This window comes from Muricoccus radiodurans (assembly GCF_050154705.1).
GTDB lineage: Bacteria > Pseudomonadota > Alphaproteobacteria > Acetobacterales > Acetobacteraceae > Roseomonas > Roseomonas radiodurans.
Window position 1 is genome coordinate 689,595 of the sequence record NZ_CP189561.1, and the last position, 26,703, is coordinate 716,297.

General features: G+C 70.9%; 25 protein-coding genes. 7 read left to right on the forward strand and 18 right to left on the reverse strand.

Annotation, left to right across the window (positions count from 1 at the left end; translation table 11 throughout):
* Positions 1-39: 39 nt before the first annotated feature.
* The 11 genes from ACP6CK_RS03440 to rpmI form a co-directional block, all read right to left on the reverse strand.
* The gene (locus ACP6CK_RS03440; RefSeq protein ID WP_426957369.1) at positions 40-1,029 is read right to left on the reverse strand and encodes a tripartite tricarboxylate transporter substrate binding protein BugD; all 990 of its coding nucleotides are present in this window, start codon (positions 1,027-1,029) and stop codon (positions 40-42) included.
* Positions 1,030-1,089: 60 nt separating this feature from the next.
* The gene (locus ACP6CK_RS03445) at positions 1,090-3,327 is read right to left on the reverse strand and encodes a M10 family metallopeptidase (RefSeq protein ID WP_426957370.1); all 2,238 of its coding nucleotides are present in this window, start codon (positions 3,325-3,327) and stop codon (positions 1,090-1,092) included.
* A 105-nt stretch (positions 3,328-3,432) separates the two neighbouring features.
* A complete protein-coding gene (gene lepA, locus ACP6CK_RS03450; protein WP_426957371.1) occupies positions 3,433-5,238 on the reverse strand; it encodes a translation elongation factor 4 in 1,806 nt (601 codons plus the stop codon).
* A 153-nt stretch (positions 5,239-5,391) separates the two neighbouring features.
* Positions 5,392-5,871 (reverse strand): cupin domain-containing protein, encoded by a 480-nt coding sequence (locus ACP6CK_RS03455; protein ID WP_426957372.1) that lies wholly within the window; start codon positions 5,869-5,871, stop codon positions 5,392-5,394.
* A gap of 98 nt (positions 5,872-5,969) precedes the next feature.
* Positions 5,970-7,190, reverse strand: a complete 1,221-nt coding sequence (locus ACP6CK_RS03460) for a hypothetical protein (RefSeq protein ID WP_426957373.1) — start codon at positions 7,188-7,190, stop codon at positions 5,970-5,972.
* A 107-nt stretch (positions 7,191-7,297) separates the two neighbouring features.
* Positions 7,298-8,101, reverse strand: a complete 804-nt coding sequence (locus tag ACP6CK_RS03465; protein ID WP_426957374.1) for a potassium channel family protein — start codon at positions 8,099-8,101, stop codon at positions 7,298-7,300.
* A gap of 19 nt (positions 8,102-8,120) precedes the next feature.
* On the reverse strand, positions 8,121-8,753 hold the full coding sequence (locus ACP6CK_RS03470; RefSeq protein ID WP_426957375.1) for a peroxidase-related enzyme: 633 nt from the start codon (positions 8,751-8,753) through the stop codon (positions 8,121-8,123).
* A complete protein-coding gene (pheT, locus tag ACP6CK_RS03475; RefSeq protein ID WP_426957376.1) occupies positions 8,746-11,247 on the reverse strand; it encodes a phenylalanine--tRNA ligase subunit beta in 2,502 nt (833 codons plus the stop codon). Before pheT ends, ACP6CK_RS03470 begins: the two co-directional genes overlap by 8 nt.
* A 19-nt stretch (positions 11,248-11,266) precedes the next feature.
* Positions 11,267-12,349: a phenylalanine--tRNA ligase subunit alpha gene (gene pheS, locus ACP6CK_RS03480; RefSeq protein ID WP_426957377.1), complete on the reverse strand. Its 1,083-nt coding sequence runs from the start codon at positions 12,347-12,349 to the stop codon at positions 11,267-11,269.
* 129 nt (positions 12,350-12,478) lie between these two features.
* On the reverse strand, positions 12,479-12,850 hold the full coding sequence (gene rplT, locus ACP6CK_RS03485; RefSeq protein WP_426957378.1) for a 50S ribosomal protein L20: 372 nt from the start codon (positions 12,848-12,850) through the stop codon (positions 12,479-12,481).
* 19 nt (positions 12,851-12,869) lie between these two features.
* The gene (gene rpmI / locus ACP6CK_RS03490; RefSeq protein ID WP_426957379.1) at positions 12,870-13,076 is read right to left on the reverse strand and encodes a 50S ribosomal protein L35; all 207 of its coding nucleotides are present in this window, start codon (positions 13,074-13,076) and stop codon (positions 12,870-12,872) included.
* 334 nt (positions 13,077-13,410) lie between these two features.
* On the opposite strand from rpmI, the gene ACP6CK_RS03495 reads away from it, so the two are divergent.
* The 7 genes from ACP6CK_RS03495 (at position 13,411) to ACP6CK_RS03525 (ending at position 19,931) form a co-directional block, all read left to right on the forward strand.
* A complete protein-coding gene (locus ACP6CK_RS03495) occupies positions 13,411-14,100 on the forward strand; it encodes a formylglycine-generating enzyme family protein (protein WP_426957380.1) in 690 nt (229 codons plus the stop codon).
* Positions 14,101-14,178: 78 nt separating this feature from the next.
* Positions 14,179-14,916 (forward strand): metallophosphoesterase family protein, encoded by a 738-nt coding sequence (locus ACP6CK_RS03500; protein WP_426957381.1) that lies wholly within the window; start codon positions 14,179-14,181, stop codon positions 14,914-14,916.
* A gap of 2 nt (positions 14,917-14,918) precedes the next feature.
* Positions 14,919-16,307, forward strand: coding sequence for a serine/threonine protein kinase (locus ACP6CK_RS03505; RefSeq protein WP_426957382.1), 1,389 nt, complete (start codon positions 14,919-14,921; stop codon positions 16,305-16,307).
* Between the two features lie 51 nt (positions 16,308-16,358).
* The gene (locus ACP6CK_RS03510) at positions 16,359-16,898 is read left to right on the forward strand and encodes a deoxycytidylate deaminase (protein WP_426957383.1); all 540 of its coding nucleotides are present in this window, start codon (positions 16,359-16,361) and stop codon (positions 16,896-16,898) included.
* A 100-nt stretch (positions 16,899-16,998) separates the two neighbouring features.
* Positions 16,999-17,829 carry a diaminopimelate epimerase gene (gene dapF, locus ACP6CK_RS03515; protein WP_426959853.1) on the forward strand — a complete coding sequence of 277 codons (831 nt, stop codon included), beginning with the start codon at positions 16,999-17,001 and terminating at the stop codon, positions 17,827-17,829.
* Positions 17,830-18,237: 408 nt separating this feature from the next.
* Positions 18,238-19,140: a signal recognition particle-docking protein FtsY gene (gene ftsY / locus ACP6CK_RS03520; RefSeq protein ID WP_426959854.1), complete on the forward strand. Its 903-nt coding sequence runs from the start codon at positions 18,238-18,240 to the stop codon at positions 19,138-19,140.
* The gene (locus tag ACP6CK_RS03525) at positions 19,137-19,931 is read left to right on the forward strand and encodes a creatininase family protein (RefSeq protein WP_426957384.1); all 795 of its coding nucleotides are present in this window, start codon (positions 19,137-19,139) and stop codon (positions 19,929-19,931) included. The genes ftsY and ACP6CK_RS03525 overlap by 4 nt, the downstream gene beginning before the upstream one ends.
* Before the next feature lie 48 nt (positions 19,932-19,979).
* Here the strand turns inward: ACP6CK_RS03525 and ACP6CK_RS03530 are convergent, their stop codons facing one another.
* The 7 genes from ACP6CK_RS03530 to ugpA form a co-directional block, all read right to left on the reverse strand.
* A complete protein-coding gene (locus tag ACP6CK_RS03530; protein ID WP_426957385.1) occupies positions 19,980-20,399 on the reverse strand; it encodes a hypothetical protein in 420 nt (139 codons plus the stop codon).
* Positions 20,396-20,974, reverse strand: a complete 579-nt coding sequence (locus tag ACP6CK_RS03535) for an NUDIX domain-containing protein (RefSeq protein WP_426957386.1) — start codon at positions 20,972-20,974, stop codon at positions 20,396-20,398. The genes ACP6CK_RS03530 and ACP6CK_RS03535 overlap by 4 nt, the downstream gene beginning before the upstream one ends.
* A 168-nt stretch (positions 20,975-21,142) precedes the next feature.
* A complete protein-coding gene (locus ACP6CK_RS03540; protein ID WP_426957387.1) occupies positions 21,143-21,412 on the reverse strand; it encodes a hypothetical protein in 270 nt (89 codons plus the stop codon).
* A gap of 102 nt (positions 21,413-21,514) precedes the next feature.
* Positions 21,515-23,758 carry a glycosyltransferase gene (locus ACP6CK_RS03545; RefSeq protein WP_426957388.1) on the reverse strand — a complete coding sequence of 748 codons (2,244 nt, stop codon included), beginning with the start codon at positions 23,756-23,758 and terminating at the stop codon, positions 21,515-21,517.
* Between the two features lie 52 nt (positions 23,759-23,810).
* On the reverse strand, positions 23,811-24,884 hold the full coding sequence (gene ugpC / locus ACP6CK_RS03550; RefSeq protein ID WP_426957389.1) for a sn-glycerol-3-phosphate ABC transporter ATP-binding protein UgpC: 1,074 nt from the start codon (positions 24,882-24,884) through the stop codon (positions 23,811-23,813).
* 3 nt (positions 24,885-24,887) lie between these two features.
* Positions 24,888-25,802, reverse strand: a complete 915-nt coding sequence (gene ugpE / locus ACP6CK_RS03555; protein WP_426957390.1) for a sn-glycerol-3-phosphate ABC transporter permease UgpE — start codon at positions 25,800-25,802, stop codon at positions 24,888-24,890.
* Entirely contained in the window at positions 25,802-26,683 is an 882-nt protein-coding gene (gene ugpA / locus ACP6CK_RS03560; RefSeq protein WP_426957391.1) for a sn-glycerol-3-phosphate ABC transporter permease UgpA, read from the reverse strand. The genes ugpE and ugpA overlap by 1 nt, the downstream gene beginning before the upstream one ends.
* Positions 26,684-26,703 lie beyond the last annotated feature (20 nt).

Consider the following 26,703-nt stretch of genomic DNA (forward strand, 5'->3'; position numbering starts at 1 on the left):
GATCAACCGCCCCGGGCCGGACCCGGGGCGGAAGGCGCGTCAGTCGGCGTACTGCCCGGCGGCCTGGATGATCGGGCGCCACTTCGCGATATCGGCCTGCCAGTACTGGCGATGGAAGGCCGGCGTCGCCTGGTCCTGCGGAACCGGGGCGGTCCCGAGTTCCGCGAAGCGTGCCACCAGCCGCTCATCCCGCAGGGCGAACTGCAGCGCGCGGGAGAGGCGGTTCACGATCTCGGCCGACGTGTTCCGGGGCGCGTAGAGGCCGTGCCAGACCGACACCTCGAAGCCGGGAAGCCCGGCCTCGGCCGCGGTGGGAAGGTCCGGAAGGGCGGCGTTGCGGGTGCGCGTGGTCACGGCGAAGGCACGGATGGCCCCGGCGCGAATCTGCTCGGTGGTGTTCGTGGTCTGGTCGCACATGAGGTCCACCGCGCCGCCGATGAGGTCCGTCATGGCCGGGCCGGTGCCGCGATAGGGAACCGTGGTGACCTGGGTCTGGATGGCCGATTGCAGCAGCAGGCCGCAGAGATGCGAGGCCGCGCCCACCCCGGCATTGGCGAGGTTGATCCCCTCCTTCCGCTCGCGCAGGACGCGGACCAGCTCCGCGAGGTTCTGCGCGGGGAAGTCCCGCTTGGTGACGATCGTCATCGGCACCTCGGTGATGAGGCCGATCGGCTCGAAGCCGTTGACCGGATCGTAGGAGAGGCGGCGATAGAGGGCGGGGGTGGTGCCCATGCCGATGTGATGTAGCAGCAGCGTGTGGCCGTCCGGCCGGGCCTGCGCCACGCGCTGCGCGCCGAGCGTGCCGCCGGCGCCGCCGACGTTCTCCACCACCACCGGCTGGCCGAGGTCGCGGGCCATCACCTCCGCTGTCAGCCGCGCCACCGTGTCGGTGGGGCCGCCGGCCGCGAAGGGGATGACGAAGGTGACGGGGCGGTTCGGGTAACCGGCCTGGGCGAGGGCCGGACGCGCGAGTGCGGAAGCCGCACCCGCAGCGAGCGTCAAAATGGTGCGGCGATCAATATTCGGCATGGATTCCTCCCTGCCGTCCCATCACTGCTACACCCCGGCCCGTCAAGCCCCGACGTCATCTCAGAACACGAGATCCGTCGCGGTCAGCGTCGTGACATCCAGGGTTTGAACGATGACCCGCAGGTCGGCCAGCCCATCGCCCGCGTCTGTTTCCAGCAGGAAGCGTCCCGCGCCGATCGTCTCGGCGCGGATCGAGGCCGTTCCGTTGAACGCGGCTGCGCCGATGAAGATGTAGCCCAGCCCTCCCAGTACCGGGGAAAGGTCGATCAGGTCGCCCTCTCCGCGGCTGAAATCAGCGATCGCGTCCAGGCCCGTAGCGGCCGAGCTGTCCGTCAGAGCGGCATAGACGAAGCTGTCCGCGCCGGCACCGCCGACGAGCATGTCCGCCCCGCCGCGGCCGAGCAGGTAGTCGTTGCCGGCCCCGCCGATCAGCCGGTTGTCGCCGGCATTTCCCACGAGCACGTCGTCGAGCCCGGAGCCGCCCAGTGATTCGATCGAGATCAGGAGGTCGCCTTCGGCATCACCGCCGGATCCGCGCCCCGTGCCGGCGCCGAGGTCGATGTAGACGCGGACCCCCGCCGGGGAGTTGAGGTAGTCCGCCGCGTCGGTTCCGGCTCCGCCGACGAGCACGTCCGCGCCGCTCCCGCCGGAGAGAACGTCGTCCCCGCCGAGACCCTCCAGCTGGTTGGCCCCGCGATCTCCGACGAGCACGTCGCCATAGGCCGAGCCCGACAGGCTCTCGATGTTGACGAGCGTGTCGCCATCGCTGGAAGTCGCGGTCGCGAGACTGACGGTGACGCCGGCCGTCGCGGTCGAGTAGCTCGCCACATCGGACCCCGCGCCGCCATCCAGCAGGTCCGCGCCGGCACCGCCGAACAGATGGTCATCGCCGTCGGTGCCGAAGAGGGAGTCGGACGCGCCTGCACCGATCAGGATGTCGTCGAAGCGGCTGCCCAGCACCCGCTCGACCGAGACGAACTGGTCCTCCTGCGCTTCGGCGCCGTATCCGCGCCCCGCGGCGAGATCGATCATCACCCCCGCCGTGGAGCCGAGGTAGTTGACCGTGTCGCTCCCGTCGCCGCCGTCGAGGAGGTCTCCCTCGGCCCCGCCCGTGAGCCAGTCATCGCCCTGCATCCCGCGGATCCAGTCGCCGCCGTTCCCGCCCCAGAGGTCGTTCGTCGCGACGTTGCCGCGGATGATGTCGTTCCCCTGGGTCCCGATGAGGTTCTCGATGAGGGCGCGAGGGTCGTTCTCGAAGAGCAGCGCGTTGGCGACGTTGCCGCGGGCGTAGATCGGGGTGGCGGAGGCCAGGCTGCCCCCGCCGAGATTGGCGGTCTGCGCGGGGGAGAAGGCCAGCCAGCCGCCGGGGGAGAGGTCGAGATCGGTGAAGCTGTCCTCAGTGCCGGTGTAGTTCGACAGATCGTAGGTGTCCGTGCCGCCTCCATCCCAGATGGTGAGGAAGATGCGGTTGGCCGCCGCAGGCGCGGAAGCGCCGCCCGGTTGGCCCTGGCCCACGCCGTTCACGAACATCTCGCCGGTGCTCGCGCTGAAGCTGTAGGTCGTATTCCCGGCGTTTGTCGTATAGTTCGTGCCGTACATGACCTGCAGGGCCTGGATGTCGTCCTGCATCAGCGACTGCGGCTCGCCCCAGGTTTCCGAGGAGCCGGCGCCGGTGGCATCGGCCCCGATCGCCACCGCATAGGTCATCACGCTGTACTCGATGGAGTTCCGCTCGGCCGGCGTGCGGTTGAGGTTCATCGGGAACCACGGGCTGCTCTCATCGGGCGGATGGTAGGCGTGGGGGTGTTTGAGGCCGAGCGCGTGCCCGATCTCGTGCATCACCGTCGACCAGTCGTAATTGCCGCGGACGGCGTCCCGCGTGTTGCCGTGCAGGATGTCCTGCAGGAACACGCCCTCGTTCCGGTAGTCGTTCTGCCAGGGGAAGAAGGCGACGTCCGACTGTTCGGGGTCGCTCGGCGCGAACTCGCCGATCTTTAGCGTCGCGTTGACGTCGTTGTCGGCCGCCTGCGTGAAGGTGAGGTTCGTGACCCTGGCGTATTGCTGGGTGAGTGCCCAGACGGCGGCAGCTTGGACTGAAGCGGTTGCCTCGACGAAATTTTCGGGGTGGCCGGCGATCGGATTGTCCGTCGCGAAGTCTGCCGGGTAATTCACCAGATCGAAGGCGGCGGCGCTCGTCGGGAAGCTATAGGTGAGGGCGAGGCCGTCCCATTTGAGCCCTGTCAGGACGGCGTCGATCCGCTGAACGCCGGTGAACGGCTGAAGAACTCCACTGACCATCCGCGCAAGCATCCCCCCGGCAGGGTTCGGTCTCGCAGAACCCTCCCCGAACGGAGGAAACAGGCTCCCCGTTCCGGAGGGAAGGGGAGTGGGAAACTCGTTCCGCTAAGCGTCCATCTTCAGGGCGGCGATGAAGGCGCTCTGCGGGATCTCGACCTTGCCGAACTGGCGCATGCGCTTCTTGCCCTCCTTCTGCTTCTCGAGGAGCTTGCGCTTGCGCGAGATGTCGCCGCCGTAGCACTTGGCGGTCACGTCCTTCGACATCGCGCTGATCGTCTCGCGCGCGATGACGCGGCCGCCGATCGCGGCCTGGATGGGGATCTTGAAGAGCTGGCGGGGGATCAGTTCCTTCAGCTTCTCGCAGATGGAGCGGCCCCGGCGATCCGCCTGGGAGCGGTGCGCCATGAAGGACAGGGCGTCCACCGGCTCGTTGTTCACGAGGATGCTGATCTTCACGAGATCGCCCTCGGCATAGCCGTCCATCGTGTAGTCGAAGGAGGCGTAGCCGCGGGAGACGGACTTAAGCCGGTCGTAGAAGTCGAAGACCACCTCGTTCAGCGGCAGGCGATAGACGGCCATCGCGCGGGCGCCGACATAGGTCAGCTCCACCTGCTGGCCGCGCCGCTCCGAGCAGAGGGTGAGGATGTTGCCGAGGTACTCATCGGGGACGAAGATCGTCGCCTTGATCCAGGGCTCCTCAATGCTCTCGATCTTCACGACGTCCGGCATGTCGGCGGGGTTGTGCAGGTCCCGTTCCGTGCCATCCGTCATCTTCAGCTTGTAGACGACGCTCGGGGCGGTCGCGATCAGGTCGAGGTCGAACTCGCGGGACAGGCGCTCCTGGATGATCTCCAGGTGCAGCAGGCCCAGGAAGCCGCACCGATAGCCGAAGCCGAGGGCCGCGCTGCTCTCGGCCTCGTAGTGGAAAGAGGCGTCGTTCAGGCGCAGCTTCGCGAGGCTGTCCCGCAGCTTCTCGAAATCGTCGGAGTTCACGGGGTAGAGCCCGCACCACACCACGGGGATGGAGGGCTTGAAGCCGGCCAGCGCCTCGGGCGCGGGATTGCGGTCGTCGGTGATCGTGTCGCCGACATTGGTGTCCGCGACGGTTTTGATCGCCGCGGTGATGTAGCCCATCTCGCCCGGGCCGAGACTGTCCACGGCCTGCATCTTCGGGCGGAAGACGCCGACCTGCTCCACGACATGGGTGGTGCCGTTGGCCATCATCCGGACCTTCTGGCCCTTGCGCAGATGCCCATCGCGTACGCGAACGAGGATGACGACGCCGAGATACGGATCATACCAGGAGTCGACCAGCAGGGCCTTGGTGGTGGCGGAGGGGTCGCCCTTCGGCGGGGGCAGGCGGGTGACCAGGGCCTCCAGCACGCCCTCGATGTTCAGGCCGGTCTTGGCCGAGATCATCACCGCGTCCTCGGCCGGCAGGCCGATCACGTCCTCGATCTGCTGCTTCACCCGGTCGGGCTCGGCGGCTGGCAGGTCCACCTTGTTCAGGATCGGGACGATCTCGTGACCGGCGTCGAGCGCCTGGTAGACGTTCGCCAGGGTCTGCGCCTCGACCCCCTGGGAAGCATCGACCACCAGCAACGATCCCTCACAGGCCGCGAGAGACCGGGACACCTCATAGGCGAAGTCCACGTGGCCCGGGGTGTCCATCAGGTTCAGGACGTAGTCCTGCCCGTCCTGGGCGCGGTAGTTCAGGCGCACGGTCTGCGCCTTGATGGTGATCCCGCGCTCCTTCTCGATGTCCATGTTGTCCAGCACCTGCTCCGTCATCTCGCGGGCGGAGAGGGCGCCGGTGGCCTGGATCAGCCGGTCGGCCAGGGTCGACTTGCCGTGGTCTATATGGGCGATGATCGAGAAGTTGCGGATACGGTCGAGGGGGGTGTCTGTCATCGGGGGTTCCTGCGGCGCCAGATAGGGGTTTCCGGCGCTGCCGGGAAGTCAGGCCGCCCCGATGCCGTTCCGGCCGGGCCGGAACGGGCTGGCCCGCCGGTCCGGGACAGCGAGTCCGGGACAGCCGGCGGCGGCCGGCGCCCGGCCGGGGTGTCAGGTGCAGTTCGTCGCCGCGCTCTGGTCCACCCACTCCGGCTCGGCCACCGGCACGAGGTCGGGCAGATTCACCACCACCTCCTCGGTGCCGCTGCGCACCAGGGCGCAGTGCAGCTCCTCGGTCGCGGAGGCATTGATCTCCTGGTGGGGGACATAGGGCGGCACGAGGAAGAAGTCGCCCGCCTTGGCCTCCGTGATGAACTCCAGCCGGTCGCCCCAGCGCATGTGGGCGGTGCCGGAGATGATGTAGATCACGCTCTCCAGGTGGCCGTGGTGGTGCGCGCCGGTGGCCGAGTTCGGGCGGATCCGGTTGGTCCCGGCCCAGAGGGCCGAAGAGCCGGTGCGGCTGCCGGAAATGGCGACCTGCCGGTTCATGCCCAGTGTTTCCGGCGTGTCCGAGCTCTTCTCCGCCCCCCGGACGCGGCGGATGCCCGCCGTACGCCAGTCGGTGGGCTTGTTGGCGATGCCATCGGGCATGGGTCGGCTCCCTGGATTCCCAGGTTCGGAAATAGGGCGCCCGGGGGGTGGAGCCTAGCCCCTGTGCCGGACCGGCAGGCCTGCGGCCGCGCTCATGGCTATCGCGGCTGTTGGTCCAGCCGGCGGAACCGCTGGACCCGCTGCCCCGTGTCGACCTCCGTGATGTAGAGGCTGCCCTGACTGTCCACGGCCACGTTGTGCGGCACGTGGAACTGCCCGGCCTGCCGTCCCGCGCGGCCGAAGGTGGACAGGATCTCTCCGTCGCTGCGTCGGATCACCCGGGCCACGCCATTGGAATTGTCCACCTGATAGAGGAAGCGCTGCTCCGGGTCCGGGGAGGGGACGAGATCGGCCACCGAGCCGTTCAGCCGGGTCTGCGGCGCGATCAGATGCTCCGACACGAAGGTGCCGTCGCGGCGGAAGATCTGGTAGCGGTCGTTCACGCGGTCACAGACATAGACCAGCCCGTCCCGGGTCAGCCGGACGCAGTGGACCGGCCGGGCGAACTGGCGGGACCGTGGGCCGTTCGGGTTATAGGGCGAGGTCGGGCCATAGGCCGGGTCGCCGCCGTCGAGCGGGCGCTCGCCATAGGCGCCCCAGTGGCGCTTGTAGGCACCCGTCTCGCTGTCGAAGACGATGACGCGGCGGTTGCCGTAGCCGTCGGCCACGAAGAGTTCCCGGGCCTGGGGATCCACCTCCACGTCGGCGGGCCGGTTCAGGTTCTGCGTGTCGTCGTTGCCGCGGGACTGGCCGGCACGGCCGATCTGCATGATGAAGCGGCCGTCGAGCGTGAACTTCAGGATCTGATGGTCGCGCTCCCCGCTGCCGGCGAGCCAGACGTTGTCGTTGGCGTCCACATAGATGCCGTGCTCCGTCTCCGGCCATTCGTAGCCCTGGCCGGGGCCGCCCCAGTGCCGAAGCAGGTTGCCGGCCGTGTCGAAGACGAGCACCGCGGGGGCACGGACGCAGCACTCGGTCTCCGGCGGGGTCCGCTCCGCCAGGAGCTGGCGCTGGGCGATGGAGGCGGGGCGGTGGACAATCCAGATGTGGTCCCGCTTGTCCACGGCCACGCCGGCCACCTGGCCGACGATCCAGTTGTTCGGCAGCGCCTTCGGCCAGAAGGGATCCACCTGGAAGTCCGGCGTGACCACCACAGGCGTGCCACAGGCGGCGCAGCCCGGGCCGGCCCCGCCGTGCCCCGGGCCGGCCCCGCCGGGGGCCGGGGCGCCCGCGGGCGGGGCGGTCTGGCCGAGCACGGGCGAGCAGGTGAGGGCGGCAGCGCCGGCCAGCACGGCGCGGCGCGTAAGATGGGGGATCACGGATCGGCTTCCTCCCGGCCTCTCGCGGGCCGCATCCGGAACGATGCGCGCCGGCCCGGCAGAGCGGCAAGGCGAACCTCCGGCCGCGCCGGAAGGTGTGAAGGGGCTCAGCCGCCCTCGTCCGGGATGTTCAGCACGTGTCCGCAGGCCTTGCAGTGCACCGCATCGGGCTCATGCCGCTGCAGGCCGCATTGCGGGCAGGGAAAGCGGATCTTGTTCGGGCGGAAGAGCGACTGGGCCAGCCGGAGGAAGAGCGTGACGCCGGCGAACATGATGACCACGGAGATCAGCCGCCCCGTCCGCCCGGGCAGGGTGATGTCGCCGAAGCCGGTGGTCGTGAGGGCGGTGATGGTGAAGTAGAGGCTGTCCGCGTAGTCCCGGATCTGCGGGTTGCTCCAGTGCTGGGTCTCGTAGACCACCCCGGTCATGATGAAGATGAAGACGACCAGGTCGGCGGCGGCGACGATCGTGTCCTCGTTCCGCTGGAAGGCGGGGAAGTCCCGCCGGAGACGCGCGACGACCCGGCGCGAGCGCAGGAGGCGCAGGACCCTCAGCGCGCGAAGGAAGCCGGCCACGGCGCCGAGATAGGGGATCACGAAGCAGACGATCGCGACCGCGTCCGCGATGGTCGCGGGATGGGCCAGTTCGCGCCAGGGGGCGGGGCTCGCGCGGAGACGGGCGACGAACTCCGCGGCCAGCACGAGGCCGAGCAGGACATCCGCGATCTCGACCACCCAGGTGCGCGCCGTGAAGGACGTCGCGACGATGAAGACCAGCGTGACGGCGTCGAGCGCGAGCAGGGCGTAGCGGTAGCGAACGGCGCGAGGGGTGTCGCGGTAGTAGAGTTCCCGGAAGAGTCGCCGGTCGGCGGGGAGGGTGGAGAGGCCGCCGGCGGCAGTCGGGACCTTCATGGGGGCGAGACCGCGCCCGTCACCGACGTCCGAGCATGTGGAACTCCGGGTTCGGCCGGAGGTCCGTGGCGTTCGCGAGGCGGTTCGACATCGAGAAGAAGGCCGCGATCGCGGCGATGTCCCAGGCCTCGTCCTCGGTGAAGCCGGCGGCCGCGACGGCCTCATGGTCCTCCGGGCCGACCAGGTGGGACTGGGTCGCGACCTTCAGCGCGTAGTCCAGCATGACGCGCTGGCGTGGCGGCAGGTTCGCCTTGCGGTAGTTGGTCGCGACCAGGTCCGCGATCGCTGGGTCCTTGGCCCGGACCCGCAGGATCGCGCCGTGGGCGACGACACAGTACTGGCAAGAATGGGCGGCGGAGACCGCGACCACGATCATCTCCCGCTCCGCGAGGGTCAGGCCCTCCCGCTTGTCCATCAGCGTGTCGTGGTAGGCGACGAAGGCGCGGAACTCCTCCGGCCGGCGGGCGAGGAGAAGGAAGACGTTCGGGACGAACCCCGCCTTCTCCTGCACGGCGAGGATCCGGGCGCGGATGTCCTCGGGCAGCGTGCTCAATTCCGGGACGGGATAGCGGAAGGGGCGCGGGGCGGCCGGCGCGGGCGGCGGCTCCTGCGGCTTCTCGGCCCTGTCCGCCTTCGTGTCCTTCTTAGCCACGCAGCACCCCTCCCGTCGCCTTGGCCACGGCCTCCGCCACCTTGCGGGAGGCGGCCTCGATCTCGGCGTCGGTCATGGTGCGCTCCCTGGGCTGGAAGACAACCTCCAGGGCGAGGCTCACCTTGCCCTCCGGCAGCTTGTCCCCGGCGTAGCGGTCGAAGAGGGAGACCTCCGTGATCAGGTTGCGGTCGGCGCCTTGGACGGCCCGGACCAGCTTCTCCGCCGGGGTCGCCGCGTCCACGAGGAAAGCGAAGTCGCGGCGGACGGGCTGGAAGGTCGGGAGGTTCGGGGCTGCCTTCTTCCGGCGCTTCGGCTCGGGGATATTGTCCAGCAGCACCTCGAAAGCGACGGCGGGGCCGGTGATGTCCAGGGCCGCCAGGACTCGCGGGTGCAGTTCCCCGAAACGCGCGAGCGGCAGCTTCGGGCCGGAGCGCAGGATTCCGGACCGGCCGGGGTGGTAGTAGCCCGGCGCGTCCGTCGTGACCGACAGCGCGGCCGGCGCCACGCCCAGCGCGAGGAGAACGGCCAGCGCGTCACCCTTGGCGTCCAGCGCGTCCACCGGACGTGTCGGCGAGAGCGGGTGGCGCGGCGTGGCGCCGAGGCGCAGCCCGGCCGCTATCGCGACCTGCCCGTCCGGCGTCGGATCGGCGTATCCGGGGCCGACCTCGAAGAGGGCGCCATCCGGCAGACCGCGGGCGGCGTTGCGGGCGGCAGCCAGGGCCAAAGTCGCGACCGGGGTTGGGCGCATCTGGTCGAGGTCGGCCGCGATCGGGTTCTCAAGACGCAGGGCGGCCGGGGTCTCGCCGAACAGGGCGGCGGTGCCCAGGGCGGTGAAGCCGAAGGTGACCGCCTCCATCAGCCCGCGGGAGGCCAGGATGCGGCGGGCCAGGGTCGAGCGGGACTGCTTGGGCGTGAGCGAGGGCAGGGGAAGCCGGGTCGCGGCCGGAAGGGACACGGGCGGGATGGCGTCCAGCCCGTCCAGGCGCAGCACCTCCTCCAGCAGGTCGCACTCGGCCTCCACCGCCTCGGCGCCCTCGGCGGCGGCCAGGGCGCGCTCGGCGGGGATGCCGGGGCCCTGGACCAGCTCCGTCCCGCCGGCGCGGTAGCCGGAGCGGGAAGAGGCCACGTCGTTCCGCCAGGACGGGACGGCCACGGTGACGGAGGCCGCGTCCCGCGACTCCGTCTCGAAGCCCAGCGCTTCGAGCGAGGCGACGGCGCGGTCCGGCGTGATGGCGGAACCGCCGAGGCCCGCGATCCGCTCGAAGCGCAGCGTGGCGCTGCGGCGCCAGGCCGGCGCCGCGCCGGCCTCGGACACGGTGCTCGCCTCGCCGCCGCAGAGCTCCTGGATCATGCGCGTCGCGGCCTCCAGCGCGCCGGGCATGATGGCGGGGTCCAGGCCGCGCTCGTTGCGGGCGCGGGCGTCGCTGTGGACCCCGTGGCGGCGGCCCGTGAGGGCGATCCGCACGGGATCGAAGAGCGCGCACTCCACGAAGACCTCGCGCGTGTTCTCGTCGCAGCCCGAAGATTCGCCGCCGACGATGGCGGCGAGGCTCTCCACGCCCTGGCCATCGGCGATGACGACGTCCTCGCCGGTCGGGCGGTAGGTCTTGCCGTTCAGCGCCAGGTATTCGTCGCCTTCCTGGCCCATGCGCATGGTCAGGGTCGTGCCGTGAACCTTGGACACATCGAAGACGTGCAGGGGGCGGCCGAGGTCGAAGGTGAAGTAGTTTGTGACATCCACCAGCGCATTGATCGGGCGCAGGCCGATCGCCGTGAGCCGGTCGTGCAGCCATTTGGGGGAGGGGCCGTTCGTCACGCCCCGCACCGCGCGGCCGAGGACATGGATACAGGCCCGGGGATCGGCGATCTCCCAGCGGAGCGGGGAGGGATAGGCCGTCGCGACCGGCTCCGGCGCCCATCGCCAGGGCTTCAACGTGCCGAGGCCCGCGGCGGCGAGGTCGCGCGCCACGCCGCGCACGGCCAATGCGTCGCCGCGGTTCGGGGTGACACTGATCTCAATCACCGGATCGGCCATGCCGGCCCAGTCCACATACGAGGCGCCGACCGGCGCGTCCTCCGGCAGGTCCACGATGCCGCTGTGGTCGTCGCCGAGGCCCATCTCGCGGGAGGAGAGGAGCATCGCCTCCGACTTCACGCCGCGGATCTCGCCCGCTTTCAACGTGATGCCGGTGCCGGGGATGTGGCTCCCGGGCAGGGCCGCGACGGCTTTCATGCCCGTCCGCGCGTTCGGCGCGCCGCAGACGACGGAGCGGATCGTGCCGTCGCCGATGTCCACCTTCAGCGCGCGCAGGCGGTCCGCGTTCGGGTGCTGCACAGCCTCCACCACATAGGCGATGCGGAAGGGGGCGAGGGCGGCGGCGCGGTCCTCCACGCCCTCCACCTCCAGCCCGATCGTGTTCAGGGTGGAGAGGATGCGGTCGAGCGACGCGTCCGTGTCCAGGTGGTCGCGCAGCCAGGAGAGGGTGAACTTCATCGGGGGCTCACTCTGGGGCTCACGGGGCGTCGTGCAGGGTGAAGGGAGAGAGCGGGCTGGTCGCGTAGTGACGCAGCCAGCGGAGGTCCGCCTCGTAGAAGGGGCGCAGGTCGGGGATGCCGTGCTTCAGCATGGTGATCCGCTCGATGCCCATGCCGAAGGCAAAGCCTTGCCACACCCGCGGGTCCAGCCCGCAATTCGCCAGCACCTTCGGGTGCACCATGCCGCTGCCCAGGATCTCCAGCCAGTCGCCCCCGGCGCCGAGGTCGCCGGTCTTCCGGCTCCAGCCGATGTCGACCTCCATCGAAGGCTCGGTGAAGGGGAAGTAGGAGCTGCGGAAGCGCACGGGCAGGTCGGCGATGCCGAAGAAGGCGCGCAGGAAGTCGATCAGGCAGCCCTTCAGATGGCCCATCGTGATGTCGCGGCCGATGACCAGCCCCTCCACCTGATGGAACATCGGGGAGTGCGTGGCGTCGTGGTCCGCGCGCCAGGTGCGGCCGGGGACGATGACGCGGATCGGCGGCTCCTGGCTGAGCATGGTGCGGATCTGCACGGGGCTGGTGTGGGTGCGCAGCACGGGGCGGCGGCCACCCTCCTGCGCGGGCAGATAAAACGTGTCGTGGTCCTGCCGGGCAGGGTGGTGTTCCGGGATGTTGAGGGCGGTGAAGTTGTGCCAGTCGCCCTCGATGTCCGGGCCCTCGGCCACGGTGAAGCCCATCGCGCCGAAGAGGGCGATCAGCTCCTCCATCGTACGGGAGATCGGGTGGATGCTGCCGGCCTCCGGCCCCATGGGTGCGAATGGGCGAGGGGGGAGGGACACGTCCAGCCGCTCCGCCGCGAGGCGTGCGTCGAGGGCGAATGCCTCCAGCATCACGCGGCGGTTCTCCAGCGCGCGCTCGATGCCGGCCTTCAGCTCGTTCACCGCGGCGCCGCGGGCGCGGCGCTCCTCCGGCGCCAGGGCACCGAGGCCCTTGAGAAGCGCGGTCACCTGGCCGCTCTTGCCGAGCGCGGCGACCCGAACGGCATCCAGCGCGCGCAGGTCGTCGGCGCCGGCCATCGCGGCCTCGATGTCGGCGCGCAGCATGTCGAGATCGTCGGGCATTCCCGGACCGTCCGTGATTCTGGCGTGGGCCTGATAGACCAAGGGCCGCGCCACCGGGAGATGTCCCGGCGGAAGCGGCCCTTGGCGTTCATTCAGCTGTATGCCCTGCCTTCCGGCAGGGCGCCCGGTTCAGGCGGTGGCCTGGGCCGGGAGGGACGCCTTGGCCTTCTCGACAAGGCTCGTAAACGACGTGGCGTCGTCATAGGCGATGGTGGCGAGCACCTTGCGGTCCAGCTCGATCCCCGCGGCCTTCAGGCCGGCGATGAAGCGGGAGTAGACGATCCCGTTCTCGCGGCAGGCGGCGTTGATGCGCTGGATCCACAGGCCGCGGAAGTCGCGCTTCTTGTTGCGGCGGTCGCGGTAGGCGTACTGCAGCGCCTTCTCGACCCGCTCGAGCGCGGGGCGGTAGGCGGTGGAGGACCGGCCGACATAGCCCTTGGCGAGCTTGAGGACCTTCTTGTGACGGGCGTGGGCGGTGACGCCGCGCTTTACACGAGCCATGGTTGCGTCTCCCTATCCCTTACCGGGGCAGCCCGTAGGGCAGCCACTGCATCACGGTCTTCGCGTCCATGTCGGTCAGCGCGAAGGTGCCGCGGTTCTGGCGCTTCATCTTCGGGCTCTTGTGCCCGAGCATGTGGCGCTTGAAGCCGGCGCCGGCGAGCACCTTGCCCGTGGCGGTGATCTTGAAGCGCTTCTTGGCTGAAGACGTCGTCTTCATCTTGGGCATTTCGGTCCTCCTCTTTCGTCGGGACGGAGCCGGCCCCACCTTGCGCCGCCCCACCGTTGCCGGCGTGGCGGGCCGCACCATGCGGCGGGGGCCAGGGACCACGGCCGGGCAGCCCAAACCTGGCCCGGGACGCGTGGAGAGGCGGCGTATAGGGGAGGCGGGGGCGGCGGGCAAGCGGCCCATGCCCCGGCCGTGGCTGGCCCCAGACTGGCGACGAGAGAGCCGATCTTCCTACCTTTGGCCGGGCCAGCGCCTCCGGCGGCGCAGAAGATAGGGAGACCGGGCCATGATCCCTGCCAGGCGGCCATTCCGTGACGGGGAGGGATGGCCGGACATGCTGCCCATTCCGCCGGGCGCCTTCCGGATGGGATCGCCGGACGAGGAGGACGGACACGAGGACTCCGAATGTCCGACGCGGATCGTCCGGATCGCGCGTCCCTTCGCTCTCGGCCGGACGCCGGTGACCTTCGCGGAATGGGACCTCTTCGCCGAGGCCACCGGACGTTACCGCCCACCAGATGAGGGTTGGGGCCGTGGCAACCGCCCCGCGGTCAACCTGTCCTGGAACGATACGCAGGCCTACCTCGCCTGGCTCCGGGACCGGACCGGCCGGCCCTACCGCCTGCCCAGCGAGGCGGAGTGGGAGTACGCGGCACGGGCCGGCACGGAGACGCCCTATCCCTGGGGCCACGACTTCGGCCCGGGCCGCGCCCACGGCCTGCATGAGGGCTGCGACCTGGGTGGGGAGTGCACGGTCCCGGTGGGCTCCTTTCCGCCGAACGCCTTCGGCCTGCACGACATGCTCGGCAACATGTGGGAGTGGGTCGAGGACTGCTGGAACGAGTTCTACCTTGGCGCGCCGGGCGATGGCTCGGCCTGGCTGAAGGGGGATTGCGGCCGGCGCGTGCTGCGCGGCGGGTCGTGGATGGACGTGCCGCGGCAGATGCGGTCGGCCTCGCGGAACCGGAACGGCGTGGACTTCCGGTGCAACGACTATGGGTTCAGGGTGGCGCGGGATCTCTGAGCCGCCCCGATACCAACGGCCTTCCGGCGCGTTATCCCGACCCTTCATCCGCCCGGACGGGACAGGGGGACGCAGGCCGTGATCGCTCTCCTCGCCGACATCCACGGAAACCGCGAGGCGCTCTCCGCCTGCCTCGACCACGCGGACCGGGCAGGGGCCACGCGCCTCGTCTTCCTCGGCGACTATGTCGGTTACGGGGCGGACCCGGCCTGGGTGCTGCGGACGGTGATGGACCGGATCGCGCATGGGGCCATCGCTCTGCTCGGAAACCACGACCAGGCGGTGTTCCGCCGCAACTCCGGCCTGATGGGCCGGGCGGCGGAAGCGATGACCTGGACCCGCCAACAACTCTCCCCCGATGCCGCGACCTTCCTGAAATCCCTGCCGCTGGAGCACGCGGAGGAGGACCGTCTCTATGTCCATGCCGACGCCTCGGCACCGGGGGAATGGCGCTATCTCCGATCCGTGGACGACGTGCGCCGCTCCCTCGCCGGCACGCCCGCGCGGGTCACGATCTGCGGCCACACCCATGTCCCGCAGCTCTTCGGTCTGACGGTGACGGATAAGGTCTCCGCCTTCACGCCGACCGCCGAGGCGCCGGTGCCGCTCACGCGCCCCCGGCGCTGGGTGGCGGTCATGGGGTCGGTGGGGCAGCCGAGGGATGGCGACCCGACCGCGTGCTACGGGCTGCTCGACCCCGTGAAAGGGGAGCTGAGCTGGGCACGCGTGCCCTATGATGTGGAGTCCGCGGCCGCCAAGATCCGCCGCGCCGGCCTGCCCGAGAGCCTGGCCGGTCGCCTTTTGGCAGGGAAATAGCCGTGCCGCACCGCCGCCCCCGGACCGGCGACGTGGTGGACGGCTTCGCCCTTGGCCTGCCCCTTCGGGAGGGCGGCATGTCGTCCCTCTATGAGGCCACGCATCCCGACCACGACCTTCCCCTGCTGATGAAACTGCCGTTGCTCGAGGAGAGCGGGGACGCCGCGCACATCGTCTCCTTCGAGATGGAGCAGATGATCCTGCCGCGCCTGCGCGGGCCGCACGTGCCGCGATTCGTGGCCGCCGCGGGCTTCGAGCAGCAGCCCTATCTCGTCATGGAGCGGATCGCCGGCCCCTCGCTCCTGCCGCGGCTTCGCGAACTGCCGCTGCCGGTGGAGGAGGTGGCCGCGATCGGGGCGAAGGTCGCGGTCGCCTTGTCCGATCTCCACAGGCAGCGCGTGTCCCACCTCGACGTGAAGCCGGCGAATATCCTCTTCCGGGAGACCGGGGAGGCGGTGCTGGTCGATTTCGGCCTCGCGCATCACGGCCGCCTGCCGGACCTGATCGAGGAGGAGTTCCGGATACCCTACGGCACCGCCCCCTACATGGCGCCGGAGCAGGCCATGGGGCAGCGGAGCGAGCCGCGGAGCGACCTCTTCGCCCTGGGCGTCCTGCTTTACCAGTTCGCGACGGGGGTCCTGCCCTTCGGTGACCCGCAGCACCTCTCCGCCGTGAAGAGTCGGCTGTGGCGAGACCCCCACCCGCCCCGCCGTCTCCGTCCGGAGATCCCGCCCTGGATGCAGGAGGTGATCCTGCGCTGTCTGGAGGTCGACCCCGCGAACCGCCACGCGACAGCCTCCCAACTCGCCTTCGACCTGCGGAACCCGGTGGCCGTGCGGCTGACGGCGCGCGCGACGCGGACGCACCGGGACCGGCTGACCACCGTCCTGCATCGCCGCTTCAACCGGGACACGACGCCGCTGAAGGGGCGTCCCGCCGCCTCCGCCCACGCGGCCCCGATCGTGGCCGTGGCGATCGACCTGACGGACCAGTCCCGCCCCCTCGCCGAGGCGCTGCGGAACTCCGTGGGCAACGTGCTGAAGGTGATGCCCGGCGCCCGGGTGGCCTGCCTGAACGTACTGCTGCAGGGGCTGATTGGTGGAGACGCCCCGCTGGACGAGAGCGGACGCAGCCAGCACGTCCAACGCTTGGTGGAGCTGCGACACTGGGCCGCGGCCCTCGGGCTGCAGGAGGGGCGGATCACCTTCCACGTGCTCGAGGCCGCCTCGGCCGCCTCGGCGCTGATCGAGTACGCGGAGGCGAACGGGGTAGACCACATCGTCATGGGCGCGCGGGCGAACTCGGTGATGCGGACGGTGCTCGGCTCCGTCTCGGGCGAGGTGGCGGCACGGGCGCCCTGCAGCGTGACGGTGGTCCGCGCGCGGGAGTAGGCCGCCGACCGGCTTCCCCGCGGCGCGCCGGCGCGGCAAGATTCCGGCGACATGCCGGACGACCAGAGCAGCCCGCCCGCGCTGGACAAATGGGACCGCCGCTACCTCGGGCTGGCGGCCCATATCCGCGCCTGGTCGAAGGACCCGCGGGGGCGGGTCGGGGCGGTGATCGTCGCTCCGGAACAGAACCGGCTGGTGGCGACCGGCTTCAACGGCTTTCCCACGCGCATCGAGGATGACGTGGACCGGCTGTCGGACAAGCCGACGAAGCTCGACATGATGGTCCATGCGGAGCAGTCCGCGCTGCTCTTCGCCGGGCGCGATGCACGGGGTTGCACGCTTTATGTCGTGGGAAAGCCCGTTTGCAACCACTGCGCCGTCCTATCGATCCAGGCGGGCATCCGGCGCGTGGTGGCCGCGGCGCCCCGGCACGGGACGCGGTCGGAATGGGACCGGCGGGGCCACATCTCGACCCGGCTCTTCGCCGAGGCCGGCCTGCGCTTCGACACCGTCCCGCCCGACCTTCTGGACGCGTTGATGCCGGGCGAGACGCGGGACGCCATACCCACCCCGACTCCGTCGGGCAGCTAGGAACGGCCCGGGCGCGACGGCCGCCGGGTCTGGCCGGCCGGCGCCGCTCCGGGTGGCGCGCCTTCCGGCGGGACGGGTCGCGGCCTATATCGGGCGCGTCATGATGGTTCCCTTCCGCAAGATGCACGGGCTGGGCAACGACTTCGTCGTACTCGACGCCCGTGACTCGCCGCTGCCGGTCACGCCGGCCCGCGCCGCTGCCATCGCCGACCGCCGGCGCGGCATCGGCTGCGACCAGTTCATCGTCCTAGAGCCGTCTCGCGACGGGGCCGACGTCTTCATGCGCATCCGCAACCCTGACGGCACGGAGGCCGGTGCCTGCGGCAACGCCACCCGCTGCGTGGCGGGGCTGGTCATGGAGGAGCTGGATTCGCCCCGCACGACGGTCCGCACCATAGCCGGGGATCTTCCTTCCGAGCGGCTCGCGGACGGTACGGTACGGGTGGATATGGGTCCCGCCCGCCTGGGCTGGGCGGACGTGCCGCTGGCGGGTGTGGCCGACACGCTTCACCTCCCCATCGCCCATGGATTGGCACGGGACCCCGCCGCCTGCTCCATGGGAAACCCGCACGCGACCTTCTTTCTGGACGATCTTTCCGCGGTGGACCCTGCCGTCGCGGGTCCGGCGCTGGAGCACGATCCGATCTTCCCGGACCGCGCCAACATCGGCTTCGCGCAGGTCCTGGCGCCCGACCATATCCGGCTGGTCGTCTGGGAACGGTCGGCGGGCCTGACCCTGGCCTGCGGATCGGCGGCCTGCGCGGCGGTGGTGAACGCGGCCCGGCGGGGACTGACGGGTCACGAGGCCACGGTGTCGCTTCCCGGCGGCGACCTGCGGATCGTCTGGGAGCAGGACGGGCACGTCCTGATGTCGGGCCCGACCGCCACCGCCTTCACCGGCATGCTCGACCTGGAAGCCTACCCGGCGTGACGGCGCCGAGCGCGGCGGCCCGGACGGCGATGACCCCTGACGGGATGGCGTGACAGCATGGCACTGAGGGATCTCTGGGGTCGCCTGACCGGCCGCCCCACCACGCCGGAGCCGGAGCCCCCGCCGGTTCAGGAGCCGCCGGCGCCATCCGCCCCGCCGCCGGTCGAGCCACCCGCGCCGGACCCACCGTCTCCGGATCCCGGCCCGGTGGGAGACCCGCCCGCCGCACCGCCTCCGGTCGAGGCCCCGCCCGTCGAGGCGAGAGCGCCCGTCCCGGAAGGACCGCCCCCGCCCGCGCCGGTTAGCCCCGTTCCTGCCACTCCGGCGGCGCTGCCCCCAGCATCAGGTCCGGCGGCGCCCGAGGCTCCCGCACCGGATGAGGGGCGGCCGGGCGGTTTCTTCTCCCGGCTGAAGGCCGGCCTGGCGCGCTCCACGGCGCGTCTGACCGAAAATCTGACGAGCCTCTTCAAGAAGCGCCGTCTCGACGACGAGGCGCTGGAGGAGCTTGAGGAGACGCTCATCACCGCCGATCTCGGGCTGCCGGCGGCGCAGCGGATCGTCGGGTCGTTCCGTCGCACCCGCTTCGGGAAGGAGGTGGGCGAGGACGAGATCAAGGCCGCGCTGGCCGACGAGATCGCGGCCATCCTCGGCCCGGTCGCCCAGCCGCTGCGGCCCGACCTGGGCAAGAAGCCCTATGTCGTGCTCGTCGTCGGGGTGAACGGGACGGGCAAGACGACCACGATCGCGAAGCTGGCGCAGGGTTGGCGGGCGGAGGGGCGCTCCGTGATGATGGCCGCGGGGGACACCTTCCGCGCCGCCGCCGTGGAGCAGCTCCAGATCTGGGGCGAGCGCACGGGCAGCACCGTCGTCGCCCCCGCGAAGGAGGGCGCCGACGCCGCCGGCCTGGCCTACGAGGCGCTGGAGCGCGCGCGGGCGGAGGGCGTGGACATCCTCCTGATCGATACGGCCGGGCGCCTGCACAACAAGGCCGGGCTGATGGAGGAGCTTCGCAAGGTCGTGCGCGTCCTCCGCCGCCTGGATCCGGAGGTGCCGCACGCGGTGCTGCTCGTGCTGGACGCCACCACCGGCCAGAACGCCGTGCAGCAGTGCAAGGTCTTCCGGGAGATGGTGGACGTCACCGGGCTGGTGGTGACGAAGCTCGACGGCTCGGCCAAGGGCGGGGTCGTGGTGGCGCTGGCGCAGGAGTTCGGGCTTCCCGTGCACGCCGTCGGCGTGGGCGAGACGGCTGCCGACCTGCGCCCCTTCGAGGCGCGGGACTACGCACGATCGCTGGTGGGGCTGGAACCATGACCGAAGTTCGCTGGGAGCGGCTGACCGCCGCCGAGATCAACGAGTGGGCGGCGCGCGACGCGACGGTCATGCTGCCTGTGGCGGCGCTGGAGCAGCACGGACCGCATCTGCCGGTCTGGACGGACAGCCTGATCGGCCACGCCACCTGCATCCGCGCGGCGGAGATGGTGGCCCAGGACGCGCCGGCGATCGTGCTGCCGCCGATGTGGCAGGGCATCAGCGAGCACCACCTGCCCTTCGGCGGGACGATCAGCCTCGACTTCAAGGCGATGCGGGCGGTGCTGGACTGCGTAGCCCGGTCCATCATGGCCGGCGGCTTCCGCAAGCTGTTCCTGGTGAACTCCCACGGCGGCAACATCGACCCGCTGGCGGTCATCGCGCGCGAGATGGGTGCGGAATTCGGCATCCCCGTCGTGACCGCGACCGTCCACGGCGCGGCCGCGTCGGAGATCGCGAAGATCCTGGACACCCAGCCCGGCACCCAGCACGCCTGCGAGGCGGAGACGAGCCTCTGGCTCGCGCTGGAGCCTGGCGCCGTGCGCCGGGACCGCATTCCCGACCCGATCGAGGGCATGTCCGTGGGCGGCAGCGCCTACCAGCGCTTCTGGTCCTTCGCGGAGCGCGCGCCCGTCACGGGCGTCCGCGGCGATCCGCGGGCCGCGACGGCGGAGAAGGGCGAGAAGCTGCTGGCGGCCATGGCCGAAGGGCTGGCGCGCGGCCTGCGCGATGCCGCCCTATGGTCGAAGCCGGACGACGTCTGGACGCCGGGCCGCGCCCAGCGCGCCTCGTAGCCCTCCTGCCCCGGGCGGCGCTCGGCCGGAACGCGGCCCGGCGCCCCGTCAATAGCTGAAAGGGATGTCCAGCCGGGCGCCCGCGGCCGGGTTGCGCGCGAAGCGGTCGTGCCGGTCGTTGAAGTCATCCACTGATTGACGGCGGCTGTCCGGCAGGGACCTCGGGTCGATCAGGTCGGGACGCAGGCGCGGACCCTCGGCCGTGCGCGGGCCCCGTGGTGGCTCGATCGAGCGGTCGGGCATCGGGGCGAGGTCCGCCTGCGGCACGGGCGCGGGCGCCGCGGGCGCGGGCAGCGGCTGGATCGGCGGCTGCGCTCGCGTAATGGCGCGGCGTCGGGGCCGCTGACGGCGCACCGCGGGACGGGCCGGGGCGGCCGTGGGTCCCTCGGCCTGTTGGGCGAGTTGGATCGCCTGGCCTGGGTCAGGACCGGCCGCCGCAAGGAAGGCCGTGAGGGCGAGGTGGATCATAGCGCGCTGCCTCCGCCGCTGATCTGGGAATTCGTGAGGGAAATCGGGAGGGGCCGGGTCCCGCGAGGATCCTCCGGCGGGTTGAGCACCGGCGGCCCCGGATGCCCCAGCCCGTCGTGCCAGGCGTTCAGCGCCCAGCGCACCGAGGGAAAGGCGATCTCGTCCCAGGGGATCGCGTCCCAGGCAAAGGGGCGGACCTCCAGACTCTCGGGCCCGGCGCCGTGGCCGGGCTTTGCGAGATGGGCGCGGAAGATGATCTGCACCTGCCCGAGCCGCGCGATCGAGAAGACGGCGAGGATGCCGTCCAGCGCGATGTCGGCGAGCGCCTCCTCTTGGGCCTCCCGCCGGGCGCCTTCCTCGACCGTCTCGCCCATCTCCATGTAGCCGGCGGGGAGGGTCCAGAAGCCCGCGCGCGGCTGGATGGCGCGGCGGCAGAGCAGAACGCCGTCCGGCACCTCGATCACCGAGCCGACGACGATCTTCGGGTTCTCGTAGGCGATGTAGCCGCAGGTGCGGCAGGTCAGCCGCTCCCGCTCATCTCCCTCGTGCCGAACACGCGCGAAGTTCTCGCCCATGGCGGGAGGGTGACGGGCAGCCCGGGTCGCTGCAAGCAGGTCGGGGAGCGGGCCGCCATCGTCGCATCGACACGCCGCCGAAGATTCCTTCGAGGATCAGGGTTCTACGGCGAGCAACGCTGCCCGCGACTCAGAACGTGACCGCCGCAAAGCCGAGAAGGTGTGGCGCTAAACCCGCAGGTCGAGGAGCGACCCGCGGGGAAGGGGGGCGGCCGGCGCCGGGGGGACCGCGCCGAGCAGACGCTGCGGAGCCGCCGAGGCGGCATTGCTCCCGCCCGAGGGCGTGGCGCGGATGGGGCGCAGGGCGCCGATGCCGGAGGCCTTCGACACATCCTGTGTGAAGGCCGCGAGCGAGTTGAGACTGATCATGCGCAGGATGGTGCCGGACAGACGTAAATCCGCGGTGAAAGGATGGGGACGTCGGGCAACGGCGATCATGGGCCGCAAAGTCCGGCGGAGAGCCGTTAACCCTCCAGCAACCCTGGGTGGTATCGGCCTGGGCGATCGATCACAGAATTGTCAGTAAGGGGTGAACCCCGCTCAGGGCCCGGCGGACAGCCTCTGGGCCTCGAGAAAGAGCAGCCGGGATTCGAGATCGTCCTCCCGGCAGAGCATGACGCCGCGCAGGCCGACACCGACCTCGCCGGATTCGCCCTGCACCGTGGCGGAGCCGCTCTCGATCTGCACCGAGACGTCCCGCGCCTCCTCGGGCAGGTCGAGCGCGAAGCCGACGGCCACGTCGCCCGCGGTGCCGGCTGCGATCCGGCCACCGGCGGCCGCATCCGCGCCGACCCGCAGGCCGACTTCTCCGATCCCGTCCGGCAGCCGCAGCTCCAGCGCGACCCGCACGCGCTGACCAGCGAGCGATTCATCTACCGGTAACCGCAGCGCGGCGAGGCCGCCGCGCGACCAGCAGCCCCAACCCTCGGGGGGGTACCAGCCGCCGCCCTCGCGCACCGCCTCTGCGACCGCGAGGTCGAGGGAGGGATGCAGCGTCGTCTCCCGGCGGGTCCGGAGGGTGATGCCGGGGCGAATTCCGGCGCGGGCCTCCGGCGGCCGGGACGGCCGGCGGGCAGCCTCTCCCAGGTGCTCGATGACCTCGGCCTCGACCGTCTCCCAGCTCCGCGGCCGCCGGCCGGCCCGCAGCCGTGCTTCGGCCGCGGGCAGCGCACCCGGGTCGAGGATCAGGCGCTCCACCGTGTCGGCGAGGTCGGCCTCGCTGCCCGGCGTCACGAAGATCGCGGCCTCCCCGCCCGATTCCAGCAGCGCGGAGTGGCGGGGCACGACTGGCACCTTGCCCCAGGCGATGCTCTCCGTGACGGGCAGGCCCCAGCCCTCGTGGTGCGAGTTGTAGACGGTGAAGCGGCAGCCCTCGTAGAGCGCGGCCAGCGCCGGATCGGGCACGCCGTGCATGAGCGTGACGCGGGCGGCCAGCTCTGGGCTGTTCTCAAGCAGGCCGAGCGCGGCCTCCGCGTGCCAGCCGCGATGGCCGACGCAGATCAGCCGGGGAATGCGCCCCGCCCCGTGGCGGCGGATGAGGTTCAGCCAAGCGCGGAAAACGGTCAGGTGATCCTTGCGGCTCTCGATTGTCGCGACGAAGAGGACGTAGGCCTCGCCCGGCCGGGGACCGCCAAGCGCCGCGAGGGCCGCCCGGTCCGGCGACGCCGTGCCGCGTGGGTCGGCGTCAAGGCGGACCACCTCGAAGGGGATGTCGAGATCCGGAGCAAGCGCCGCGAGGTGGCGCCGCCCATCGGCGCGCGTCGCCTCGGAGTTGCAGAGCACGGCGTGCGCGTGCAGCGCCATGCCGCCGAACCAGCGGGCGTAATCCTCGACGAGGGTACGGACGCAGTGCTCCGGCATCACCAGCGGCACGCAGTCGTGCAGGAATGGTATATAGAGCGCACCGCCCGCCCGCTGGGCGGTGCGCAGCGCGCGAAAGTAGTCGCGCAGGCCCCAGGAATTGCCGAGATTGGTCAGCACGCTGCCGGGCTGGAACAGGGCTGTGCGTGCAGCCACCACGCAGGCGCGGAGTCCATCGCGCGCGGCCACCCACTCGTCCTCCAGAGGGTCGCCGCTGGCGCTCGCGAGGCGGAGCAGATCGCCGAGGGCGTCCCGCGGAACCTCGCGCCAAGCCGAGGCAGCGCTGTCGAAGGCGATGAAGCGGTGCTCCGGCGCGCCCCGGCGCAAAGCGGCACCCACCACCCCGGCCTGCACGCGCTGGATGCCCGTCGGGGTGCGGCTGTGGTCGAAGTGGAGAAGAAGGTCGCTGATGTCGAAGGCGATCTCGGTGCCGGAGCCCGGTGCGACAGACCGGGCCGCCGGGCTGGCAGCCAGGGGGCGCATGCCCCCGGACGGCATCGTCGCGCCGGCGCGCATCATCGCCATGCGCGGGCGGTGGGACGGCACGGCGCCGGATGGCAGGGGCCGCGCGATGGGGGCGGGGGCAGGCGGTGGTAGGACCGGCGGGTCGGGCGTCGCAGGGGTTGGCACGTCCGGCACGGGGCCGCCGCTGTGCATCGCGTCCCGCGCGCGGCCCGCAGCGTGATCGAGCGGGTCAAGCGCGGCGGCCAGCGCGTAGGCCTGCTCCGCCTCCGCGTCACGGCCGAGCAGCCGGAGCGCGTGCCCGCGATGCAGGTGCGGCGCCGCTTCGGCGGGGGCCTGCGATGCGGCGTCGGCGTAGTGGGACAGGGCGGCGGCGTGCAGGCCCTGGCGGCGAAGGCGGTGCCCTTCCTCCAGAAGGAAGGTCCAGCCGCCCTCCGGGCCGCGTGCGGTCGAAGTGCTCATGCGGGTTCGAGGGGTAGCCGGGTGTCGCGGGAGCGGGAAGGGCCCCCGCCTCTCAGGCGGCGGGATTCAGCCGCTTGCCGCTCTCGGCGTCGAAGACGTGCAGCGCCGCCGGTGGCAGTCGCACGGACAGGGCGTTGCCGGAGAAGGCGCCGGGCAGGCGCGCGGTCACCGCGAGATTGTCGGGGGACCGGCCATGCACGACGGTCTCGGAGCCGAGCGGCTCGATGAGTTCCACCGCGAGCGGGATCGAATCGGGTCCGTCACCGGGCTCCAGGTGCTCCGGCCTCAGGCCGAGGGTGAGGGCGGTCCCCGCCGCGCCCGGGCGGGGGCCGTCCGGGAATCCGATCACCGCACCGCTGCCGAGCCGCGCCCCGGTGCCGCCCGGCTCCAGCGTGGCCGGCAGAAAGTTCATGGAAGGACTGCCGATGAAGCCGGCGACATAGGTGTCCGCGGGGCGGGAGAAGATCTCCATCGGCGGCGCGACCTGCACGGCACGGCCAGCATTCATCACGACCAACCGGTCGCCCAGCGTCATCGCCTCCACCTGGTCATGCGTGACGAAGAGGGAGGTCACGCCCAGTCGGCGCTGGAGGCGGCGGATCTCCGCCCGCATCTGCACGCGCAGCTTCGCATCCAGGTTGGACAGCGGCTCGTCGAAAAGGAAGAGCGCGGGCTCGCGCACGATGGCGCGCCCCATGGCCACGCGCTGCCGCTGCCCGCCCGAGAGCTGCTTCGGCCGGCGCTGGAGAAGAGGCCCGATGCCGAGGATGTCGGCCGCGGCCTGGACTCGCCGCTCGATCTCCGCCTTCGGCATGCCGCGGATCTTCAGGCCGTAGGCCATGTTCCCGAAGACGGTCATGTGCGGGTAGAGCGCGTAGTTCTGGAACACCATGGCGATGTCGCGGTCCGCCGGTTCCAGTCCCGTCACGTCGCGGCCGGCGATGACCACCTGGCCGGATGTCGGCGTCTCCAGCCCGGCCACGATCCGCAGAAGGGTGGACTTGCCGCAGCCGGAGGCGCCCACGATCACCACCAGCTCCCCGTCCTCCGCCCGCAGGTCGATGCCGTGCAGAACGTGGGTGGCGCCGAAGGACTTGCGGACGTCGTGCAGGTCGAGCGTGGCCATGTCTTACTTCTCGGTTTCGGTCAGGCCGCGGACGAACCAGCGCTGCATCAGCACCACGACGGCGACAGGCGGCAGGAGGGCCATCACGGCGGTGGCCATGATGGTATTCCACTCGTTCTGGGCCTCCCCGCGGCCGATCATCTTCGTCATGCCGACGACGATGGTCTCCATGGAGCGGTCGTTGATGACGAGCAGGGGCCAGAGATACTGGTTCCAGCCATAGATGAAGAGGATGACGAAGAGGGCCGCCATGTTCGTCAGGGACAGCGGCAGCACCACGTCCTTCAGGAAGCGCAGCGGGCCGGCCCCGTCGATCTTCGCCGCCTCCACGAACTCGTCCGGGATGGTCAGGAAGAATTGGCGGAAAAGCAGCGTCGCCGTCGCGGAAGCGATGAGCGGGATGATCAGCCCGGCCCAGGTGTTACCGAGCTGAAGGTCCACGATCACCTGGAAGGTTGGGATGATCCGCACCTCCACCGGCAGCATCAGGGTGATGAAGATGGCCCAGAACGCCGCCATCCGCCCGGGGAAGCGGAAGAAGACGACCGCGTAGGCCGAGAGGATCGAGATCAGGATCTTCCCGACCGCGATCAGCACCGCCATGATGAGGGAGTTCCGGAGCATCACCGAAGCCGGCGTGGTGCGGACCCGGCCGCCGCCCTCGTTCCATGCGGTCGCGTAGTTCTCCACCGTGTGGGCACCGGGCAGCAGCGGCACGTCGCCGCGGCCGAGCGTGCCCGCGTCATGGGTGGACCCGACGAGCGTCACCCAGATCGGGAAGGCGACGACGAACACGCCCAGCAGAAGGGCGCCATGCGCCAGAAGGCGCGAGATCAGGCGCCGGCGGCGGGTCGCGCGCAGCAGGGCGTCATCGGCCGGGCGCACCGGGGCCGCGGCGAGGGGCGCGGCAGCGTCCATCAGTAATGCACCTTCTTCTCGACCGCGCGGAACTGGATCGCGGTGAGCCCGATCACGAGGATCATCAGGATGACGCTCTGCGCCGAGGACGTGCCGAGGTTCAGGTTCTGCACGCCGTCCACATACACCTTGTAGATGAGCGTCTCTGTGGACTTGCCCGGGCCGCCCTGAGTCAGGGCGTGGATGACGCCGAAGGTCTCGAAGAAGGCGTAGGTGAGGTTCACCACCAGCAGGAAGAAGGTGGTGGGGGAGAGAAGGGGGAAGATCACCGTCCAGAATCGCCGCGCGGGGCGGGCCCCGTCGATGGCGGCGGCCTCGAGCACGCTCGCCGGGATGGACTGAAGCCCCGCGAGGAAGAAGATGAAGTTGTAGGCCAGCTGCTTCCAGGCGGAGGCGATGACCACGAGGATCATCGCGTGCGTCCCGTTCAGCTGGTAGTTCCAGGGGATGCCGATGCTGTTCAGCGCCCGGCCGATCAGCCCGATCTGCGGGTGGAACAGGAAGAGCCAGAGCACCGCGGCCACCGCCGGCGCCACGGCGTAGGGCCAGATCAGCAGGCTGCGATAGACCGTCGCGCCCCGCAGGGACTTGTCGGCCTGGACCGCGAGGAACAGCGCGAGCCCGAGGGCCAGCCCTGCCACGCAGCCGGAGAAGATAATGCTGTTCCCGGCGGCGACGAGCCAGCTCGGGTCCGAGAGCACGTCGTGGAAGTTCTCCAGCCCCACGAATTCGCGGGAGAAGCCGAAGGCGTCCTCCCGCAGCAGGGACTGGTAGATCGCGACGCCGGCCGGCCAGAAGAAGAAAATAAAGGTGATGGCCAGCTGGGGGGCGAGAAGCGCGAGCGGCAGGAGCCGCCCGCGGAAGATGACCTTACGTTGCATCCCGCCCCCTTATGCCCGTC

Excerpts from the sequence above, each read along its gene's own strand:
- ACP6CK_RS03540 (WP_426957387.1), bottom strand. The coding sequence starts at position 21,412 with ATGATCGCCGTTGCCCGACGTCCCCATCCTTTCACCGCGGATTTACGT.
- ugpE (WP_426957390.1), bottom strand. The coding sequence starts at position 25,802 with ATGGACGCTGCCGCGCCCCTCGCCGCGGCCCCGGTGCGCCCGGCCGAT.
- ACP6CK_RS03510 (WP_426957383.1), top strand. The coding sequence starts at position 16,359 with ATGCCGGACGACCAGAGCAGCCCGCCCGCGCTGGACAAATGGGACCGC.
- ACP6CK_RS03495 (WP_426957380.1), top strand. The coding sequence starts at position 13,411 with ATGCTGCCCATTCCGCCGGGCGCCTTCCGGATGGGATCGCCGGACGAG.
- ACP6CK_RS03440 (WP_426957369.1), bottom strand. The coding sequence starts at position 1,029 with ATGCCGAATATTGATCGCCGCACCATTTTGACGCTCGCTGCGGGTGCG.
- ACP6CK_RS03445 (WP_426957370.1), bottom strand. The coding sequence starts at position 3,327 with ATGGTCAGTGGAGTTCTTCAGCCGTTCACCGGCGTTCAGCGGATCGAC.
- dapF (WP_426959853.1), top strand. The coding sequence starts at position 16,999 with ATGATGGTTCCCTTCCGCAAGATGCACGGGCTGGGCAACGACTTCGTC.
- ugpA (WP_426957391.1), bottom strand. The coding sequence starts at position 26,683 with ATGCAACGTAAGGTCATCTTCCGCGGGCGGCTCCTGCCGCTCGCGCTT.
- ACP6CK_RS03530 (WP_426957385.1), bottom strand. The coding sequence starts at position 20,399 with ATGATCCACCTCGCCCTCACGGCCTTCCTTGCGGCGGCCGGTCCTGAC.
- pheT (WP_426957376.1), bottom strand. The coding sequence starts at position 11,247 with ATGAAGTTCACCCTCTCCTGGCTGCGCGACCACCTGGACACGGACGCG.
- ACP6CK_RS03525 (WP_426957384.1), top strand. The coding sequence starts at position 19,137 with ATGACCGAAGTTCGCTGGGAGCGGCTGACCGCCGCCGAGATCAACGAG.
- ACP6CK_RS03465 (WP_426957374.1), bottom strand. The coding sequence starts at position 8,101 with ATGAAGGTCCCGACTGCCGCCGGCGGCCTCTCCACCCTCCCCGCCGAC.
- ACP6CK_RS03545 (WP_426957388.1), bottom strand. The coding sequence starts at position 23,758 with ATGAGCACTTCGACCGCACGCGGCCCGGAGGGCGGCTGGACCTTCCTT.
- ACP6CK_RS03535 (WP_426957386.1), bottom strand. The coding sequence starts at position 20,974 with ATGGGCGAGAACTTCGCGCGTGTTCGGCACGAGGGAGATGAGCGGGAG.
- pheS (WP_426957377.1), bottom strand. The coding sequence starts at position 12,349 with ATGCCCGACGATCTCGACATGCTGCGCGCCGACATCGAGGCCGCGATG.
- ACP6CK_RS03455 (WP_426957372.1), bottom strand. The coding sequence starts at position 5,871 with ATGCCCGATGGCATCGCCAACAAGCCCACCGACTGGCGTACGGCGGGC.
- rplT (WP_426957378.1), bottom strand. The coding sequence starts at position 12,850 with ATGGCTCGTGTAAAGCGCGGCGTCACCGCCCACGCCCGTCACAAGAAG.
- ugpC (WP_426957389.1), bottom strand. The coding sequence starts at position 24,884 with ATGGCCACGCTCGACCTGCACGACGTCCGCAAGTCCTTCGGCGCCACC.
- lepA (WP_426957371.1), bottom strand. The coding sequence starts at position 5,238 with ATGACAGACACCCCCCTCGACCGTATCCGCAACTTCTCGATCATCGCC.
- rpmI (WP_426957379.1), bottom strand. The coding sequence starts at position 13,076 with ATGCCCAAGATGAAGACGACGTCTTCAGCCAAGAAGCGCTTCAAGATC.